A 16,599-nucleotide genomic window follows, 5' to 3' on the forward strand; every position below is an offset into this window, starting at 1 on the left:
CCTGAAACTCGCCGGCACCCCTCGAAAACGCCCACCCATGACCTCCGCTGCCTCCACGATTGCAGCCGTAGCGCCTTCCAGCGCCGCCGGCAAACTCAAGCTCCTCGTCGTCACCCTGGTCCTCGTGGCCGTGGCCGAACTCATCGGCCCGACGCAGTTCAGCGTCGGCCCCGGCAAGGTGGTGCTGCTGCCGATGCTGTGGGCGCTGCTCATGGCCGCCGCCTGGGGCATCGCGCACCGGCGCGTGCCGGGCGTGGTGCGCGTCGCCACGGCGCAGCAGTCGCTGGCCGGCGGCCTGCTCAACGCGGGCCTGCTGCTGTTCGTGGTGAAGCTGGGCCTCACGGTCGGCGCTGCGCTGCCGCAGGTCAAGCAGGCCGGCTGGGCGCTGCTGTTCCAGGAGTTCGGTCATGCGCTGGGCACCCTGGCGCTGGGCCTGCCGCTGGCGCTGCTGCTGGGCATCAAGCGCGAGGCCGTGGGCGCCACCTTCTCGGTGGGCCGCGAGGGCAACCTCGTGATCATTGGCGAGAAGTACGGCATGGCCTCGCCCGAGGGCCGCGGCGTGCTGGCCGAGTACATCACCGGCACCGTGCTGGGCGCGCTGTTCATCGCGGTGCTGGCGGGCTTCATCGCCAGCCTGCACATCTTCGATCCGCGCTCGCTGGCCATGGGCGCCGGCGTGGGCTCGGGCAGCCTGATGGCGGCGGCGCTGGGCGCTATCGCCGCGCAGAGCCCGCCCGAGATGCTGCCGCAGCTCACGGCGATTGCCGCCGCGTCGAACCTGCTGACCACGGTGGCTGGCTTCTACTTCACGCTGTTCCTGTCGCTGCCGCTGTGCTCGTGGCTCTACGGCAAGCTGGAGCCGGTGCTGGGCCGCTTCTCCAAGCACGGCGCCCAACAGGGCGCCGCCGTGGACGCGGGCGCGAACGTGTCGAGCGCCGACGTGGCCCACGCCGCACCGACCTCGCTGCGCGACACGCTGCTGGCCTGGCTGGTGGTGGGCGGCGGCGTGCTCATCGGCAATGCCGTGACCTACAAGGTGCCGGTGCTGGTGTCGCTCGAAGGCGTGCTCGCCGTGGTGGCGATTGCCGGCGCCGTCGAAGCCATCAAGCGCTTCGTGCCGCGCCTGCCGATGGTGCTGGTGCTCTCGGTGGTGGCCACCGTGGTCGGCATCCCGGGCCTGTTCCCGTTCTCCGACGCGCTCATCGCGCTCACCGCCAAGCTCAACTTTTTGGCCTTCACCACGCCGGTGCTGGCGCTGGCCGGCTTCTCGGTCGCGAAAGACCTGCCCGTGTTCCGCCGCCTCGGCTGGCGCATCGTGGTGGTGTCGCTCACCGCGACGGCCGGCACTTTCCTCGGCGCGACCTTCATCGCCGAGTTCTTCCACTGATTTCATCCCACGAGAGATTCACGCCATGTACCGCGACCCCGAGATTGCCGAAGACACCCGTGCCCGCATGCTCAGCTGGCGCCGCGACATCCACGCCAACCCCGAGACCGCCTTCGAGGAACACCGCACCGCCAACGTGGTGGCCAATGCGTTGATGCTCATGGGCCTGCCCGTGCACCGCGGCCTGGCCGGCACCGGCGTGGTCGGCACGCTGAAGAACGGCGAGGGCCCCAGCATCGCGCTGCGCGCCGACCTCGACGCGCTCAACATGCAGGAGCTGGGCACGCAGGCGCACGCCTCCAAATGCGTCGGCAAGATGCACGCCTGCGGCCACGACGGCCACACCGCCATGCTGCTGGGCGCGGCCGAGCACCTGTCGCGTCACAAGCCTTTCCAGGGCACGGTGCACTTCGTGTTCCAGCCCGCCGAGGAAAACGAAGGCGGCGGTCGCGTGATGGTGGAAGAGGGCCTGTTCGACCAGTTCCCGGCCGACGCCGTCTACGGCATGCATAACTTTCCGAGCCTGCCGCGCGGGCGCTTCGCGATCCGCAAGGGCACCATGACGGCCTTTCTCGACACCTTCGAGATCGTCATCACCGGCAAGGGCAGCCACGGCGCCATGCCCGAGACCGGCATCGACTCGGTGGTGATCTCGGCCCAGCTCATCAACGCGCTGCAGACCATCGTGAGCCGCCGCACCGGCGCCACCGACGCGGCCGTGGTCAGCGTCACGCAGATCCACGGCGGCGACACCTGGAACGTCATTCCCGAGACCGTGGTGCTGCGCGGCACCGTGCGCACCCTCGACGCCGGCATCCAGGACAAGACCCAGGCGGCGATGCAGCAGATCTGCGACGGCGTGGCCGCCACGCACGGCGCCAAGGTGGCGCTGGAGTACCGCCGCGGCTACCCCGGCGTCGTCAACACGCCGGCCGAGACCGACGCAGCCATCGCGGCGGCGGCCAGCCTGGTCGACCTCGAACAGGTGCACACCGACATTCCGCCCGCCATGGGCTCGGAAGACTTCGCCTTCATGCTGCAGAAGCGCCCCGGCGCCTACATCGGCATCGGTGCGGGCGAGGGCCCGAACGACCCGAACGTGCACAACCCGTACTACGACTTCAACGACAACATCCTGCCACTCGGTGCGGCCTACTGGGTGGCGCTGGTCAAACAGCAGCTTCCGGTCGCATGATGCGCTGATGCTCTCCGCCTTTGACATCTTCAAGATCGGCATCGGGCCGTCCAGCTCGCACACCGTCGGGCCGATGCGCGCCGCGCTGCTGTTCGCGCAATCGCTCGAACGGCGTGGCCTGCTCGCGCAGGTCGCACGCCTGCACGTCGACCTGTTCGGCTCGCTCGGCGCCACCGGCCACGGCCACGCGACCGACCAGGGCGTGATCCTCGGGCTCTTCGGCGACGCGCCCGACACCGTGCGGCCCGAGACCGTGCAACCGCGCCTGGACGCGCTGCGCCGCAGCGGTCAGCTGAGCCTGCTGGGCACCACGCCCATCGCCTTCGACCGCGTGCGCGACATCGCCTTTCGCGGCGAAGAGTCGCTGCCCGAGCATCCGAACGCCATGCGCTTCACCGCCTTCGCGGCCGACGGCGCCGTGCTTGCCGAAGGCACCTACTTCTCGGTCGGCGGCGGCTTCGTCGTCGAGGGCGGGCAGGCCGTGGCGCAAACGGCCGCTGCCGCGGCGGCCGTGCCGCATCCCTTCACGACCGGCGACGAACTCATGGCGCAGTGCCATGCGCACGACATCTCCGTGGCCACGCTGGTGATGCGCAACGAATGCGTGTGGCGGCCCGAGGCCGAGGTGCGCGCGGGCCTGCTGCGCATCTGGGGCGTGATGCAGCAGTGCGTGCAGCGCGGCTTCGGCATCGACAACCCGCTGGCCGCGCACGCGCTGCCCGGCCCGCTGCGCATGCGGCGTCGTGCGCCCGAGCTGCACCGCGAGCTGCTGGCGCAGGCCGGCGCCGCCGATCCGCTCGCGGCCATGGACTGGGTCAACGCCTTCGCGATGGCGGTGAACGAAGAGAACGCGGCCGGCGGCCGTGTCGTCACCGCGCCCACCAACGGCGCGGCCGGCGTGGTGCCCGCCGTGATGCACTACTACCAGCGCTTCGTGCCGCAGGCCAGCGACGAAGGCATCGTCGACTTCCTGCTCACCGCAGCAGCCATCGGCATGCTCTACAAGACCAACGCCTCCATCTCGGGCGCCGAGGTCGGCTGCCAGGGCGAGGTCGGCGTGGCCTGCTCGATGGCGGCCGGCGCGCTCGCCGCCGTGCTCGGCGCCACGCCCGCGCAGGTCGAGAACGCCGCCGAGATCGGCATGGAGCACAACCTGGGCCTCACCTGCGACCCGGTCGGCGGCATGGTGCAGATCCCCTGCGTGGAGCGCAACGCGATGGGCGCCGTGAAAGCCATCAACGCCTCGCGCATGGCACTGCGCGGCAACGGCAGTCACTACGTCTCGCTCGACGCCGTGATCCGCACCATGAAGCAGACCGGCGAGGACATGAAGTCCACGTACAAGGAGACCTCGCTCGGGGGGCTTGCGGTGAACGTGGTGGAGTGCTGAGGCAGCAAGGCTGGCGTCGCTGCGTCAGAATGCGAGGCTCGTCGCGCCGGGCTCCGCAGCCCCAGGTTCCCACGTCGTTTCCAAGGCGCACGACTTTCAGGAGTCGAGATGCCCATGGCCGGTCTTCCGTGCAGTTTCTTGCCCGTCGTGTTGCGCACCGCGCTGTCTGCCGTGCTGCTGCTGTGCGCCGCGCACGCCGTGCCTGCGGCCGGCGTGTTCCCCTCCGAGCAGTGGGCCACCCCGAGCGCGACTGAGCCGAGCCATTGGTCCGAAGCGAAGCTCAAGGTGGCCGATGCGTTTGCCGCATCGATCAAGTCCGACGCCTACCTCGTGATCGACAAGGGCGTGCTCGTGCATGCCTACGGCGACATCGACAAGCCGATGAACCTGGCCTCGGTGCGCAAGAGCGTGCAGAGCGTGCTCTACGGCATTCACGTCGGCCGCGGCGAGATCGACCTGGACCAGACGCTGGGCCAGCTCGGCATCGGCGACAAGGACGGGCTCAGCGACACCGAGCGCACGGCCACCGTGCGGCAGCTGCTGCAGCTGCGCTCCGGTGTCTACCATCCGGCCGCCTACGAGACCGCCCAGGCCAAGGCCGAGCGACCGGCCCGGGGCAGCCATGCACCCGGCGAGTTCTGGTACTACAACAACTGGGACGCCAACGTGCTGGGCACCATCTTCGAACGCCGCACCGGACGCAGCGTCTTCGAGGCGCTGAAGACCGACCTGGCCGAGCCGCTGCAGTTCCAGGACTTCCGCTACCCGCAGGACACCGAGGCCCGGCTCGAACGCAGCTCCGAGCATCCGGCCCAGGTGATGCACCTGTCGGCGCGCGACCTGGCCCGCATCGGCCTGCTGATGGCGCGCGACGGCTTGTGGCAGGACAAGCGCATCGTCCCGGCCGGCTGGGTGACCGAAAGCACCACCTCGTACACGACCGTCGGACCAGGTTGGAGCGGCTATGGCTACCTGTGGTGGGTGCCGCTCAAGGGCTTCCCGTTCTGGCAGCGCGGGCCCAACCAGCTGCTCCTGGCCGTGGGCGCCGGCGGCCAGTTCATGATGGTCGATCGCAAGCGCGACCTCGTCGTGGTGCACCGTGTCGACAACAGCAAGGGCTGGCTGCGACGCAGCGAGGTCCGCACCGACCAGTTCGCCGTGCTCGCGTCACACATCCTCGCGGCGGCACCGGTGGCCGCACCTGTGGCCGCAACCCCTCCCTGAACCCCGAAGGAAAGATGAGGCTCTCATGACCCGCTCCATCGCGCAAAAGCGCGCCGCCTTCCGTGCCCTCCACACCCAAGGCTGCTTCGTCATCCCCAACCCCTGGGACACGGGCAGCGCGCGCTACCTCGAAGGCCTGGGCTACCAGGCGCTGGCCACCACCAGCTCGGGCTTCGCGTGGTCGCGTGGCCATGCCGACGGGGCGCTGTCGCGCGACCAGATACTCGCCCACCTGCGTGAACTCGTGGCCGCCACCGACCTGCCGGTGAACGCCGACTTCGAGAACGGTTTCGCGGCCGACGCGCAGGGGGTGGCCGAGAGCGTGCGCCTCGCGGTCGAGACCGGCGTGGCCGGCCTGTCGATCGAGGATTCGACGGGCAACCCCGACGATCCGCTGTTCCCCATCGACGTCGCGGTCGAGCGGCTGCGCGCCGCGCGCCGGGCCATCGACGAGGCGGGCGGCGACACGCTGCTCGTGGGCCGCGCCGAGAACTTCTTTGCCAACCGCCCCGACCTCGACGACACCATCGCGCGCTTGCGTGCGTACGCCGAGGCCGGCGCCGACTGCCTCTATGCGCCCGGCATCAAGACGCGCGAGCAGATCGCCGCCGTGGTGGCCGCCGTCGCGCCCAAGCCGGTCAACCTGCTGGTCGGCGCGACCAGCGAGCTCACGATGGCGGACATCGCCGCGCTCGGCGTGCGCCGCGTGAGCGTGGGCGGTGGCATGGCGCGCGCGGCCTGGGGCGGCTTCATCCGCGCCGCGCGCACGCTGGCCGAGCAGGGTCGCTTCGACGGCTTTGCCGATGCCACGCCGGGCACTGAGCTCAACGCCTTCTTTCGTCCGTTCGCCGATTAGTTTCAGCACCGTGGATGCACTGCTCGCCGAGATCCGCGCCTGCCGCGCGTGCGAGGCCCATTTGCCGCTCGGGCCACGCCCGATCGTGCAGGCCAGTGCGAGCGCGCGGCTGCTGATCGTCGGCCAGGCGCCCAGCCTCACGGTGCACCAGACCGGCGTGCCGTGGAACGACAAGAGCGGCGACCAGCTGCGCCGCTGGCTCGGCATCGACCGTGAGCTGTTCTACGACGCGGCGCGCATCGCGATCGTGCCGATGGGCTACTGCTACCCGGGCCGCGGCACCAGCGGCGACCTGCCGCCGCGCAAGGAGTGCGCGCCGCTGTGGCACGACCGCCTGCTGGCGCAGATGCCGCACATCGCGCTGACCTTGCTCATCGGCCAGTACGCGCAGCGCCACTTCCTCGGCAAGACTGCGCGCGGCGGCGTGACCGAAACCGTCGAAGCCTTTGCCGACTACGCGCCGCGCTTCGTCCCGCTGCCGCATCCGTCGCCACGCAACACCGCGTGGTTCCAGCACCATCCGTGGTTCGAGCTGGACGTGTTGCCGGTGCTGCGCGAGCGCGTGCAGCAGGCGCTCAGCGCACCTTTTTCTTAGGTACCGCCGGCCGCCGCGGCGGCTTCGCCTCCAGCACCAGCTCGGCCGGCAGCGCGTCGTTCCACGACTCGGTGAAGTAGGCGCGGTCGCTCGGCACAAGCTGCGGCAGAACCTCGCGCAGCAGGCCCAGCGAGTGCTCGGCCGCTTTCAGGTCGCCCGCATGCGCCGCGTACCACGCGTGCTCGAACAGCAGGCTGCCCTGCTGCAGCCCGGGGTAGCGGCGTCGCCCGGCCTGGTGGTCGGCCAGCCGCGCCTGCGCCACGTCGACCCAGCGCGCGGGCCAGTTCGCGGCGTCGAAGGCATCGGCGAGCGGGCCCGCGAGCTTCGAGATCGCGGCCGGGTCGAGCGGCTTCTGTGCGCGGAACTGCGCGAGCGTGGGCTGCTTCTCGGGCTTGCAGTGGCCGCGCGCGATGCGCATCAGGTAGATCGCGTTCCATGCCGAGCGGCCCTGGCCGTCGGTGTGGCCGCACAGCCATTCGCTGAAGGCGATCCACTGCACCGCGCGGCGCGTGGTGTCGGCCCGGTGGCCGTCGTGCGCGAGCGCCGGCAGGTCGCCCAAGCCCACGCGGTCGAACAGCCACGCGGCCATGCCCATGTTGGCGGCCACGTGCTGCGCGGCATCGAAGGAGTGCGATTCGAAGGCCGCCGCCAGCGCTTCGCCGAAGCGCTGCAAAGATTCTTCAGCGAGTGCCGCCGCGGCCGGGTGGTCGTCGGCGGCCAGCGCGAGGGCGCGCGAGCGGCAGGCCAGTGCCCACAGGTTGCACCACTCGAAGCGCACGTCGGGGTGGTGGCGCAGCACCAGCGCGCGCGCCGGGTCTTCGGCCATGCCGCCCAGCAGCGACTGCGCCAGCGGCAGGTCGCGCGCGGTGTAGGCGCACCAGGCCGAGACGATGCACTCCATCGCGCCCAGGTAGTCGTTGCCCGCCACGTGGTGCGCGAGCCGCTGCTTCTTGAGCGCCTGCAGCCGCCGGCGCGCCTGCTCGTTGTCGCCGAGCCGGCGCCACAGCATCGCCTCGTTGAGCGTGACCAGCGCGCGCTGGAAGTCGCTCGCGGCCAGCGTGCCGGCCAGGCGGATGGACTCGAGCGCGCTGCCGTTGCCGTTGCCGCCCGCCACCGGCGACATCAACCGGCCCTGGCGCGCGGCCTGCTGCGAGGCGACCAGCTGTTTCCAGAACGCGGCGTCCTGCAGGTGCACGGCGTCGGGTGGCGTCACCGTGCCGGCGGCCTGCGCCTTGCGCGAACGCAGGCCGAGAAACGACGCGATCTCTGCAGCGGTGGCCGGGCGGTCGTCCACGAGCAGGCGCAGGCGCTTCGCTTCAGCAGCCGGCAGCCAGAATGGGCCCTGGCTGCGCCGCTCGGCGTTGAGAAAACGCGGCTCGCGCTGCTGGTCTTCGCCCCAGCCGACCTCCAGGCCCCAGGCCTTGAAGTCGCGGAACGCGCGGCTCACGACCATGCGCAGCGTGCTGGCGTCGGACACCTCGCCGCGCAGGTCGGCCAGCCGCACGACACCACTGCCGCCGCCGTGGGCATGGGCGTGCTGCATGCGCACCAGCAGCCACAGCGACTGGAAGGCCGCGCGCCGTCCGTTGACGGACTGCGGCGAGGTGAGTTCGATGGAGAGAAGGGCAGGGGTGGCGATGGAAGGCACGCCCTGGATTGAACCTCAAATCGCATGCGGTCCCTGAAGAAACCGCACGCGCGTTTCGGTGAATCAGTAGCGGTGCCTGTCGACCAGCTCGGGCACTTCGCTGCGGCCGATGCCGAGGTCGCGCAGGTCGTGGTCGCTCATGCCCGCCAGCAGTTGCACGTCGTCGCGGGCGCGGCGGCGTGTCACGGCGCGGCGGCGCCAGTCGTGCAGGGCGTGCAGCAGGCGTTGATGAAAAGACGGTGGCTTCGGCGCGGTCACGGTGGGCTCCTGGTAGGGGAGCGCTCATCTTCCGGCGGCGCGTGCTATTGTGGAAGTTGAGATTTCTGACACCTTCAATCAGCATTCCTGATGAGACAGCTCAACCTCGATCAACTGCGTACGCTCATCGCCATTGCCGACCTGGGCTCCTTCTCGGCCGCGGCCAAGGCGCTGCACCTCGCGCAGCCGACGGTGAGCCTGCACATCAGCGAACTCGAATCGCGCCTGGGCGCACCGTTGGTGGTGCGCGGCAGCCGCCGCGTGCTGCCCACGCCGGCCGGTGCAGCGTTGGTGGAGCGCGGGCGCAAGCTGCTGCGCGACACCGACGACGCGGTGGAGGCCGTCAAGCGCCAGGCCGAAGGCCGCACGGGCCGCGTGCGGCTGGGCACCTCGACCGGCGTGCTGGTCGACCTGCTGCCGCAGGTGCTCGAGGCGCTGGGCGCGGAGCACGCAGGCATCGACGTCGAGGTGAGCATCCGCGGCTCGTACGAGGCCATGGAGCGGCTCGCGGCGGGCACGCTCGACATCGGCCTCGTCGCCATTCCGCAGCCGCCGGTGCGCGGCATCGTGGTCACGCCGTGGTGCGAGCAGCCCATGATGGCCTTCGTGCCGCAGCGCTGGAAGGCACCGAAGCGCGTCACGCCGGCGTGGCTCGCGGCGCAGCCGTTGATCTTCAACGAGGCGACCACGCACATGTACCGCCTCACGATGGAGTGGTTTGCCGCCGCCGGCTTTGCGCCGCGTGCGCGCATCGAGCTCAACTACGACGCGGCCATCCGCAGCCTCGTCGCAGCAGGTTACGGCGCCGCGCTGTTGCCGCTGCAGAAGTCCACCGACATGGCACGCAACGACCGCATGCAGATCGTCCCGGTGACGCCCAAACTCACGCGGCGCGTGGGCATTGCGCACCGCCAGCATGCCGTGCTCGACGGTGCCACGCAGAGCGTGCTGAAGGTGCTGACGGGCTTTCGCCAGCTCTGAGTTCGTTCAGCCCGGCCCGGGCTTGTTGCCGCGCGCGCCGAGCGAAAGAATTTCGTTGGCGTTGACGATGGCCGCGGCAATGTCTTCCATGGTGGTGCGCTTGCTCATGGCCTGTTCACGGATCAGGTCGTGCGCCTGGCCTTCCGACACGTCGTGCGTCTTCATGAGGATGGCCTTGGCTTCGGCCAACTGGCGCACGCCGAGCAGCTTGGCCTCGGTCTTGCGCAGGCGCCGTGCGAGCGAGCGGCTTTCCTTGTGCGCCTCGCGTGCGACGACGAGTGCCGAGAGCAAGCCGAACGAACGCACCGGCGACGGCAGCACGGCCTTGGCGCCGATCTCGAGCACGGCCTCGACGATGGTCGGGTTCTCGTAGGTCACGACGGCGATGACGGCGGGTGCGTCCTCGCTCTGGGTCCATTCGAAACGCAGGTTGATGAAGTCGGGCAGCACGGCCATGAAGGCCACGTCGATGCCCTCGGGCAGGTGCTGCACGGGTGGCCAGAAAGCCTGCACCTGGCAGCCGATGCGCTGCAGTTGCTGGGTGAGCTGCCGGCCGTCTGCGTCGTCGGGGTGGATCACCGCGATCTTCAGCAGCCGCAGCTCCTTGAGCTGCGGTGGCGTCACCCGCAGGGTGTGTCGCTTGGGGGCTGTGCTGTCCACGGTCAGCTCTTTCTCAGGGCGCCGCTGTTGCTGCTGTTCGGGGCGTGTGCGCAGGCCACCGGGTACTTCCCTCCGCGAATGTCCCCCGGGCTTCGCCCTCCTCCTTGATTTCGCTGCGGGAAGCACCCAGTGCCCTGCGCCCACTGAGCGCGGTCGTTGTTCCGGTCGATCAACAACCGCACTGAACAACGCTCACGTCGATGGGGTGCCTTGCGCAGCGAAATCAAGGGGGAGCCCGAAGGGCGGAGGACATTCGCGGAGCAAGGTACCCCGTTGGCGTGAGTGCGCCCTGAAGCATTCCCTGCAACGTGGAAAAAGCAGCGCGACGTCATCCTAGAGCTCCAGCGTGTCGAGCCGTGCCGTCCAGTCGCCCAGCGAGTGGGTGACGAGGTAAGGGTCCGGGTACACCGCGCGCGTCGCCTGCCGGACGATGGTGAACTGCCCGTGCGCATCGACGCGGCCGATGCGCGGGTACAGGCAGGTGTGGTGGTTCGTCGGGTCGATCTTCACGCGGCCCTGCGGCGCATCGAACTCGCTGCCCAGGATGTGCGGCAGGATCTCCGCGATGCCGTCGGTGCCCGCCTGCCGGAAGGCGTTGGCGAAGATGTGCATCTGGAAGTACGACGCTTCCCAGCACAGGTTGGGCACGCAGCCGTCGCCGAAGCGCGCGCGCAGCCTTGCCAGGCAGCGCTGGTTGGCGGGCGAGTCGATCGACTGGAAATACGGCGCCGCCGTGAAGTGGCCCGTGGCCACGCCAGGGCCCATCTGCGAGATCTCGGCCTCCGACGTCGTGAGGCTCGAGATGGGCATCGTCTTCGGATCGAAGCCCGCTTCGGCATACGCGCGGTACAGGCTGGCCGTCGAATCACCCACCACCGTCGAGAAGATGAAGTCGGGCCGCTTGTCGCGGATGTCGTCCATGATCGCGCGGTAGTCTTTTTCGGTGGCGTCGAGTGCCACGTAGCGCTCGCCGAGTTTTTCGCTGCCGGGCCGCTGCATCACCAGCTCGCCCATGATGCGGTTCGACTCGTAAGGGTAGATGTAGTCGGAGCCGATCAGGTACACGCGCGAGCCGAAGTTCGTGGTCATGAACTCGGCCAGCTGCACGCTGTTCTGGTTGGGCGCCGCGCCGGTGTAGATCACGTTGCCCGAGTACTCGAAGCCTTCGTACAGCGTGGGGTAGAACAGCAGCTTGTTCCACTTTTCGATCACCGGGATCACGGCCTTGCGGCTGCTCGACATGTAGCAGCCGAAGATCACGTTCACGCGGTCCTGCACGATGAGCTTTTCGGCCAGCTGGGCGTAGCGCACGGGGTTCGATTGCGGGTCGTAGCGCACGCCCACGAGCTCGCGGCCATCGACGCCGCCGGCCGCGTTGATTTCCTCGATGGCCAGCAGCGCGCCCTGCAGCTGCGACAGGCCGATGGTCGAGGTGACGCCGGTCTCGGAATACAGAATGCCGACGCGAAGAGGGTCCCTGTCAGCCACTGGGGTGTCTCCTGGATGTGTGGACCCTCATTGTGTGCTCCTCCGTGTCTTTCTTCACGCGTTCCATCAATGGGCGGCGGCCAGCCGCGTGCTCATGCGGGCCAGCCGTGCGGGCAGGCTGCGCGCATCGTCGGCGATGCAATAGTTGCGCCAGCCGAAGATGCGCCGCACATACGCGTCGGCCGCGCCGTCCAGCGCGATGCACGCGCTGCGCACGCCGGCATCGCGCGCCTCGGCCACGGCCTGGCGGGCGTCTTCGATGAGGTACTTCGGGTCGTGCACGTCGATGTCCGACGGCGCACCGTCGGTCACCAGCAGGATCGCGCGCGGCCCCGCCGGTTCGGCCTGCAGGTGCGAGGCGGCATGGCGCAGCGCGGCGCCCATGCGCGTCGAGTAGCGCCCGTGCACCGCGCCGATCATGGCGCGCGAAGGTGCGGCCAGTGGCTGGCCGAATTCGAGCAGGCGGTAGTAATACACCTCGGCGCGCGTGTTCGACGAGAAGCCGTGGATGGCAAGCCGGTCGATGCCGCGCGCATTCGAGGCAGCGAGCAGCAGCGCGGCCTGCTTCTCCAGGTCGAGCAGCGAAACGGCGCCATCGCCGTGGCCCGCGTCGTTGGCCGACTCCGACAGGTCGAGCAGCACCAGCACGCTCGACGGGCGCGGCCCCTTGCCCGGGCGCATGAACAGCCGCGCATCGGGCCGCAAACGCAGGCGGCGATCGACCAGCACCTCGATGGCCGCATTGAGGTCGATGTCGTCGCCTTCCCACTGCCGGCGCAGGCGGTGCGTGCGGTCGAGGTGGCGCGCGCGGGGCAGGGCGAGCGGCACGATGCGCTCATGGCCCGCCGCTGTTGAAGTGCCCATCGCGCCCAGGCCCTGCCACGCGGGCAGCTTCTCGATCACCGTGCACCAGTCGGGTCGCAGGCGCTCCTGAGTGCGGTCCCATTCGGGGTAGGTGTAGCGGCCGAGCTCCATCTCGGCGATGCCTTCGGGTGGCGCTTCGTTGCCTTCGTTCGGTGCATCGGAAGATGGTGGCGGTGGTCGCGCGCCCGTCTGCTGCAGTGCGATGGCTTCGTCGGGCGGTGTCTCGGCCTCGCCGAAATCCCACAGGTAGCTGTTGTCGTCGCGCCAGGGCGCGGGCACGGCGTAGTCCTGCGGCTCGAAGCGCACGCGCATCTGGCCGAGGTCGTTGGCGAGGATCGAGGCGACGGCGCGGAAGGCGTCGTAGTCCTCCAGCCCCGCGCGGTCGACGGTCTCGTCGAACAGGCGGCGCGCCTTGTTCACCCAGTGGTTGTCATCCGTCGCTTCGGCGCGCAGCAGCACGCGGTCCATGCGCGCGACCAGTGCAGCAAAGCGCAGGTCCAGCGGATCGGGCGCGGGCGGCAACGCGGCGGTGAACCAGCCGTGCAGGCCGGGAAAGTCGCGGCACAGCAGCCGTTCGACGCGCGCGTCTTCGAGGGCCGAGACGATGGCGATGCCCATCGGCTTGAGCGTGCGCGCCGGCCGCGCGGGCGTCGAGTGGCGCAGGTGTGCGACCGCATGCGCCACCATCGCGCGGTGCAGGCGCGCGGCCTCGTCGCCTTCGGGCAACAGCAGCCGGCGGCCCTTGAGCACGGCGCGTGCGCCGGCCAGCGGCTGCACGTCGACATCGATGCCGGCCAGCCCGCGGGCCAGCAGCGAGAGGGCGCCGTGCCCGTCGTTCATCCGAACTGCGCCTCGACAAAGCCCTGCAGCGCGCTCGCCATGTCGGGGTCGTCGGTGAGGGCGCGCGTCATCGTCATGTCGCAGCTGTCGCGCGGCGACACGCCGTCGCGGATCAGCACGCCCGCGTAGATCAGCATGCGCGTCGACACGCCCTCGTCGAGCCCGCGGTGCTTGAGTTCGCGCGAGCAGTGCGCAATGGCGACCAGCTTCGCAGCGAGCGCGGGTTCGACGCCGGCCTCGTGCGCGACGATCTCCGCTTCGAGCGCGCCGTCGGGGTAGTCGAATTCGAGCGCCGCGAAGCGCTGGCGTGTCGACGGCTTCATGTCCTTCGCGCTGCTCTGATAGCCGGGGTTGTACGACACCACGAGCTGGAAGTCGGGGTGCGCGTGCACCAGCTCGCCCTTCTTGTCGAGCGGCAGGATGCGGCGCGCGTCGGTCAGCGGGTGGATCACCACGGTGGTGTCCTGCCGCGCCTCGACCACCTCGTCGAGGTAGCAGATGCCGCCGTGGCGCACCGCGAGCGTCAGCGGACCGTCGTGCCAGGCCGTGCCGTTCGCATCGAGCAGGTAGCGCCCCACGAGGTCCGACGCCGTCATGTCCTCGTTGCACGCGAGCGTGACCAGCGGCCGCCCGAGCGACCACGCCATGTGCTCCACGAAGCGCGTCTTGCCGCAACCGGTCGGCCCCTTGAGGATCAGCGGCATGCGGTGGCGGTAGGCGTGCCGGTACAGCGCCACCTCATTGCCTGCGGGCCGGTAGAAGGGCTCGGTCTCGATGCGGTAGCTGGCGAGCGGGTCGTGGACGGGGGCGTTCATGGCGTGGCGAGCAGTTCCTTGAGGGCGTTGTCGATGAAGCGGGTGTCGACCGGGCTGCTGCCGCCGCCGGCAAAGTGGCCCCACACGCCCGGAATCGGGCGGCACTCGGCGTTCGGCATGTGCGACACCTCCCATTCGTTGTCGGCCACGGGAAAGTACAGGTCGCGCTCGGCCGGCATCACGAGCGCGCGCGCCTGGATGGCGCCCAGCGCTTTCTTGAAGTCGCCCTTGAACACCGGGTTGTCGCTGATGTCGCCGTGCTGCCACGACCACAGCATCGCGAGCAGGTTGTTCGCGTCCTTCTGCAAAAAGAAGCCTTCCCAGTAGCCGACCAGGAAGTCTTCGAGTGAGCTGAAGCCCAGCTCGCGCCACAGCTCCTGCATGTAGAAGGGCTGCGACAGGCCCCAGCCCGCGTACACGCGGCCTACCGCGCGCAGGCCCTTGCTCGGCGGTGTGGTGTACCAGCCGCCGTTCCACGCCACGTCGGCCTGGAGCGCGGCCTTCACGCCTTCGAGGAACACGATGTTGTGCGGCGCCGTCTTCGCCGAGCCGCAGAAAGGCGCGATGCGCTTCACCATGTCGGGGTACAGGCAGCCCCACTGGTTGGTCTGCTGCGCGCCCATCGACCAGCCGACCACCAGCGCGACCTGCTGAATGCCGAACTTCTCCGTCACCAGCCGGTGCTGCAGCGTCACGTTGTCGTAGAGCGTGATGTCCGGAAAGCGCGACAGGTTGTACGGCTCGGGCGTGTTGCTCGGCGACGAAGAGAGGCCGTTGCCCAGCATGTTCGGCACGATGATGAAGTACTTCTCGGGGTCCAGCGCCATGCCCGGGCCGATCAGCCATTCGTTGTCGTAGTGTTGGCCCGAGTACCAGGTCGGGTAGACGATCACGTTGCTTTTGTCGGCGTTGAGCTTGCCGTAGGTCTTGTAGGCGAGTCGCGCATCGCGCAGCGTCGCACCGCGTTGCAGGGGCACGTCGCCGAGGTCGAAGATCTCGTAGTCCATGGTCGTTGTCGCTTTCGAAAGAGGTGTTCAGTTCTTGATGGAAGGCGTGGCCGCCGCCACCGGCGCGGCGCTGCCGATGTGCAGCACGAAGTAGCAGACGCCTGCCGCGATGAAGGCCGCCACCGCAGTCGACAACTGCGGCGCCATCGTCTCGGTGGCGTAGGCCACCAGCGAGCCCACGCCCCAGGCGATGAAGGCGCGCGGGCGCCAGTCGGCACCGATGGCGGCGCCGGGCCGCACGAAGTACAGGTCGGCGATCAGCACGGCGCCGATGGGCGGCACCAGGATGCCCAGCAATGACAGCCACGGAATGAACAGCGCCCACACGTTGGCTGCGGCAATCGCGATGCCCACCGCGGCGAGCGCCACGGCGAACACGCGCATGCGCCCGTTGCCGATGCGCGACCAGCCCACGGCCGAGTTGTAGAGGCAGTGCGCGCACACCGAGCCCAGGTTGCACAGCAGGAACACGAAGGCCACCACGGCCAGCCACGGCGCGTTCTGCGCGAGCAGGTAGCCGAACATGTTGTCCAGGCCGAAGGGCTGCGGTTGCGGCAGCGCCAGTGCGGCCGTCATGACGCCGCCGACCAGCATCGCGACCAGGTTGGCCACGGGAAAGGCGCAGGCCGTGGCGATCAGCGAACTCTTGCGGTCGGCGGCCCAGCGGTTGAAGTCGGCCGTGACCGTGCCCGCGTCGATGAACAGCGCCACCACGATGGTCAGTCCGATGCCGAAGGACATCGGCAGCGCGGGCTGCGTGCCGGCGTACGAGAGCACCTTGTTCCACCCCGCCGCGCCGGCCGAATGCAGTGCGACCCAGCCGCCCAGCACCACGAACAGCGGCACCGACACCATGCCGATCCAGTGCAGGCCGCGAATGCCGACGAAGGTGATGCCCAGGTACAGCACGCCGGCCGCGATCGTCATCGTCAGGTAGTCGAACTTGAAGGCCGTGTGCATCAGGTTGCCCGTGATGCCGGTCTGCACCGCGTACCAGCCCAGCAGCAAGGTCGACAGCAGGCCCGACGCGAACACGTAGCCCTTCTTGCCGAAGCTGGCACTGGCCAGCAGCGCGAAGTTGTGGCCGCGCGCCGTGCCCAGCGCGCCGAGCGCCCCGACGTACGCGAACATCAGCAGGTTGCCCACGACCATCGCGAGCAGCGCGGACCGGAAGCCCATGCCCGCCACCAGGATGGAGCCGGTCATGGCCCCCGTGATGATCATCGGGAACCCGAGCCACACCATCGAGACCGAGAAGGTGCTGCGCCGCTTCGAGAGCGGCACCGGGTCGTGCTCGTACTCGTCGCCGAGTACCGTGTCGTCGACATGCGTCTGACTCATGGCATACCTCTTTTTCTTGCTTTTGACGTTGAAGGGGGAAAGGCGGAAGT

15 protein-coding genes are annotated in these 16,599 nt (G+C 69.4%); 7 read left to right on the forward strand and 8 right to left on the reverse strand.

All coding sequences use genetic code 11. The features are described 5' to 3' along the window. The first annotated feature begins 37 nt into the window (after nucleotides 1-37). The 6 genes from IG196_RS31450 (at nucleotide 38) to IG196_RS31475 (ending at nucleotide 6,647) form a co-directional block, all read left to right on the forward strand. Nucleotides 38-1,387, forward strand: a complete 1,350-nt coding sequence (locus IG196_RS31450) for a DUF3100 domain-containing protein (RefSeq protein WP_192194364.1) — start codon at nucleotides 38-40, stop codon at nucleotides 1,385-1,387. A 25-nt stretch (nucleotides 1,388-1,412) separates the two neighbouring features. Then, nucleotides 1,413-2,582 (forward strand): M20 aminoacylase family protein, encoded by a 1,170-nt coding sequence (locus IG196_RS31455; RefSeq protein WP_192194365.1) that lies wholly within the window; start codon nucleotides 1,413-1,415, stop codon nucleotides 2,580-2,582. 4 nt (nucleotides 2,583-2,586) lie between these two features. Beyond that, nucleotides 2,587-3,972, forward strand: a complete 1,386-nt coding sequence (locus IG196_RS31460; RefSeq protein WP_180838967.1) for an L-serine ammonia-lyase — start codon at nucleotides 2,587-2,589, stop codon at nucleotides 3,970-3,972. Between the two features lie 114 nt (nucleotides 3,973-4,086). Then, the gene (locus tag IG196_RS31465) at nucleotides 4,087-5,196 is read left to right on the forward strand and encodes a serine hydrolase domain-containing protein (protein ID WP_192194366.1); all 1,110 of its coding nucleotides are present in this window, start codon (nucleotides 4,087-4,089) and stop codon (nucleotides 5,194-5,196) included. A 25-nt stretch (nucleotides 5,197-5,221) separates the two neighbouring features. Further along, on the forward strand, nucleotides 5,222-6,052 hold the full coding sequence (locus IG196_RS31470) for an isocitrate lyase/PEP mutase family protein (RefSeq protein ID WP_192194367.1): 831 nt from the start codon (nucleotides 5,222-5,224) through the stop codon (nucleotides 6,050-6,052). Between the two features lie 10 nt (nucleotides 6,053-6,062). After that, nucleotides 6,063-6,647 carry a uracil-DNA glycosylase family protein gene (locus IG196_RS31475; RefSeq protein ID WP_225616863.1) on the forward strand — a complete coding sequence of 195 codons (585 nt, stop codon included), beginning with the start codon at nucleotides 6,063-6,065 and terminating at the stop codon, nucleotides 6,645-6,647. On the opposite strand, the gene IG196_RS31480 is transcribed toward IG196_RS31475, so the two are convergent. Both IG196_RS31480 and IG196_RS31485 read right to left on the reverse strand, forming a co-directional pair. Continuing rightward, nucleotides 6,628-8,295, reverse strand: a complete 1,668-nt coding sequence (locus tag IG196_RS31480) for a hypothetical protein (RefSeq protein WP_192194369.1) — start codon at nucleotides 8,293-8,295, stop codon at nucleotides 6,628-6,630. The two genes, IG196_RS31475 and IG196_RS31480, sit on opposite strands and share 20 nt — an antisense overlap. 63 nt (nucleotides 8,296-8,358) lie before the next feature. Next, nucleotides 8,359-8,553 (reverse strand): DUF1127 domain-containing protein, encoded by a 195-nt coding sequence (locus IG196_RS31485; RefSeq protein ID WP_192194370.1) that lies wholly within the window; start codon nucleotides 8,551-8,553, stop codon nucleotides 8,359-8,361. A 90-nt stretch (nucleotides 8,554-8,643) separates the two neighbouring features. Between IG196_RS31485 and IG196_RS31490 the strand changes: the two genes are divergently transcribed. After that, on the forward strand, nucleotides 8,644-9,534 hold the full coding sequence (locus IG196_RS31490) for a LysR family transcriptional regulator (RefSeq protein WP_192194371.1): 891 nt from the start codon (nucleotides 8,644-8,646) through the stop codon (nucleotides 9,532-9,534). Between the two features lie 6 nt (nucleotides 9,535-9,540). Here the strand turns inward: IG196_RS31490 and IG196_RS31495 are convergent, their stop codons facing one another. The 6 genes from IG196_RS31495 to IG196_RS31520 form a co-directional block, all read right to left on the reverse strand. Next, the gene (locus tag IG196_RS31495; protein WP_101490572.1) at nucleotides 9,541-10,194 is read right to left on the reverse strand and encodes an ANTAR domain-containing response regulator; all 654 of its coding nucleotides are present in this window, start codon (nucleotides 10,192-10,194) and stop codon (nucleotides 9,541-9,543) included. Nucleotides 10,195-10,527: 333 nt separating this feature from the next. Beyond that, nucleotides 10,528-11,682, reverse strand: a complete 1,155-nt coding sequence (locus tag IG196_RS31500) for a transporter substrate-binding domain-containing protein (RefSeq protein ID WP_099794449.1) — start codon at nucleotides 11,680-11,682, stop codon at nucleotides 10,528-10,530. Nucleotides 11,683-11,748: 66 nt separating this feature from the next. Next, nucleotides 11,749-13,386, reverse strand: a complete 1,638-nt coding sequence (locus tag IG196_RS31505) for a nitric oxide reductase activation protein NorD (protein ID WP_192194372.1) — start codon at nucleotides 13,384-13,386, stop codon at nucleotides 11,749-11,751. After that, on the reverse strand, nucleotides 13,383-14,201 hold the full coding sequence (locus IG196_RS31510; protein ID WP_192194373.1) for a CbbQ/NirQ/NorQ/GpvN family protein: 819 nt from the start codon (nucleotides 14,199-14,201) through the stop codon (nucleotides 13,383-13,385). Before IG196_RS31510 ends, IG196_RS31505 begins: the two co-directional genes overlap by 4 nt. Next, nucleotides 14,198-15,208 carry an alpha/beta fold hydrolase gene (locus IG196_RS31515; protein WP_192194374.1) on the reverse strand — a complete coding sequence of 337 codons (1,011 nt, stop codon included), beginning with the start codon at nucleotides 15,206-15,208 and terminating at the stop codon, nucleotides 14,198-14,200. Before IG196_RS31515 ends, IG196_RS31510 begins: the two co-directional genes overlap by 4 nt. Nucleotides 15,209-15,235: 27 nt before the next feature. After that, nucleotides 15,236-16,549, reverse strand: a complete 1,314-nt coding sequence (locus IG196_RS31520) for a purine-cytosine permease family protein (protein WP_192194375.1) — start codon at nucleotides 16,547-16,549, stop codon at nucleotides 15,236-15,238. Nucleotides 16,550-16,599 lie beyond the last annotated feature (50 nt).

It is taken from the genome of Variovorax sp. 38R, from assembly GCF_014843395.1.
GTDB classification, from domain to species: domain Bacteria; phylum Pseudomonadota; class Gammaproteobacteria; order Burkholderiales; family Burkholderiaceae_C; genus Variovorax; species Variovorax paradoxus_H.

Excerpts from the sequence above, each read along its gene's own strand:
- IG196_RS31515 (WP_192194374.1), bottom strand. The coding sequence starts at position 15,208 with ATGGACTACGAGATCTTCGACCTCGGCGACGTGCCCCTGCAACGCGGT.
- IG196_RS31490 (WP_192194371.1), top strand. The coding sequence starts at position 8,644 with ATGAGACAGCTCAACCTCGATCAACTGCGTACGCTCATCGCCATTGCC.
- IG196_RS31470 (WP_192194367.1), top strand. The coding sequence starts at position 5,222 with ATGACCCGCTCCATCGCGCAAAAGCGCGCCGCCTTCCGTGCCCTCCAC.
- IG196_RS31455 (WP_192194365.1), top strand. The coding sequence starts at position 1,413 with ATGTACCGCGACCCCGAGATTGCCGAAGACACCCGTGCCCGCATGCTC.
- IG196_RS31520 (WP_192194375.1), bottom strand. The coding sequence starts at position 16,549 with ATGAGTCAGACGCATGTCGACGACACGGTACTCGGCGACGAGTACGAG.
- IG196_RS31510 (WP_192194373.1), bottom strand. The coding sequence starts at position 14,201 with ATGAACGCCCCCGTCCACGACCCGCTCGCCAGCTACCGCATCGAGACC.
- IG196_RS31505 (WP_192194372.1), bottom strand. The coding sequence starts at position 13,386 with ATGAACGACGGGCACGGCGCCCTCTCGCTGCTGGCCCGCGGGCTGGCC.
- IG196_RS31450 (WP_192194364.1), top strand. The coding sequence starts at position 38 with ATGACCTCCGCTGCCTCCACGATTGCAGCCGTAGCGCCTTCCAGCGCC.
- IG196_RS31465 (WP_192194366.1), top strand. The coding sequence starts at position 4,087 with ATGGCCGGTCTTCCGTGCAGTTTCTTGCCCGTCGTGTTGCGCACCGCG.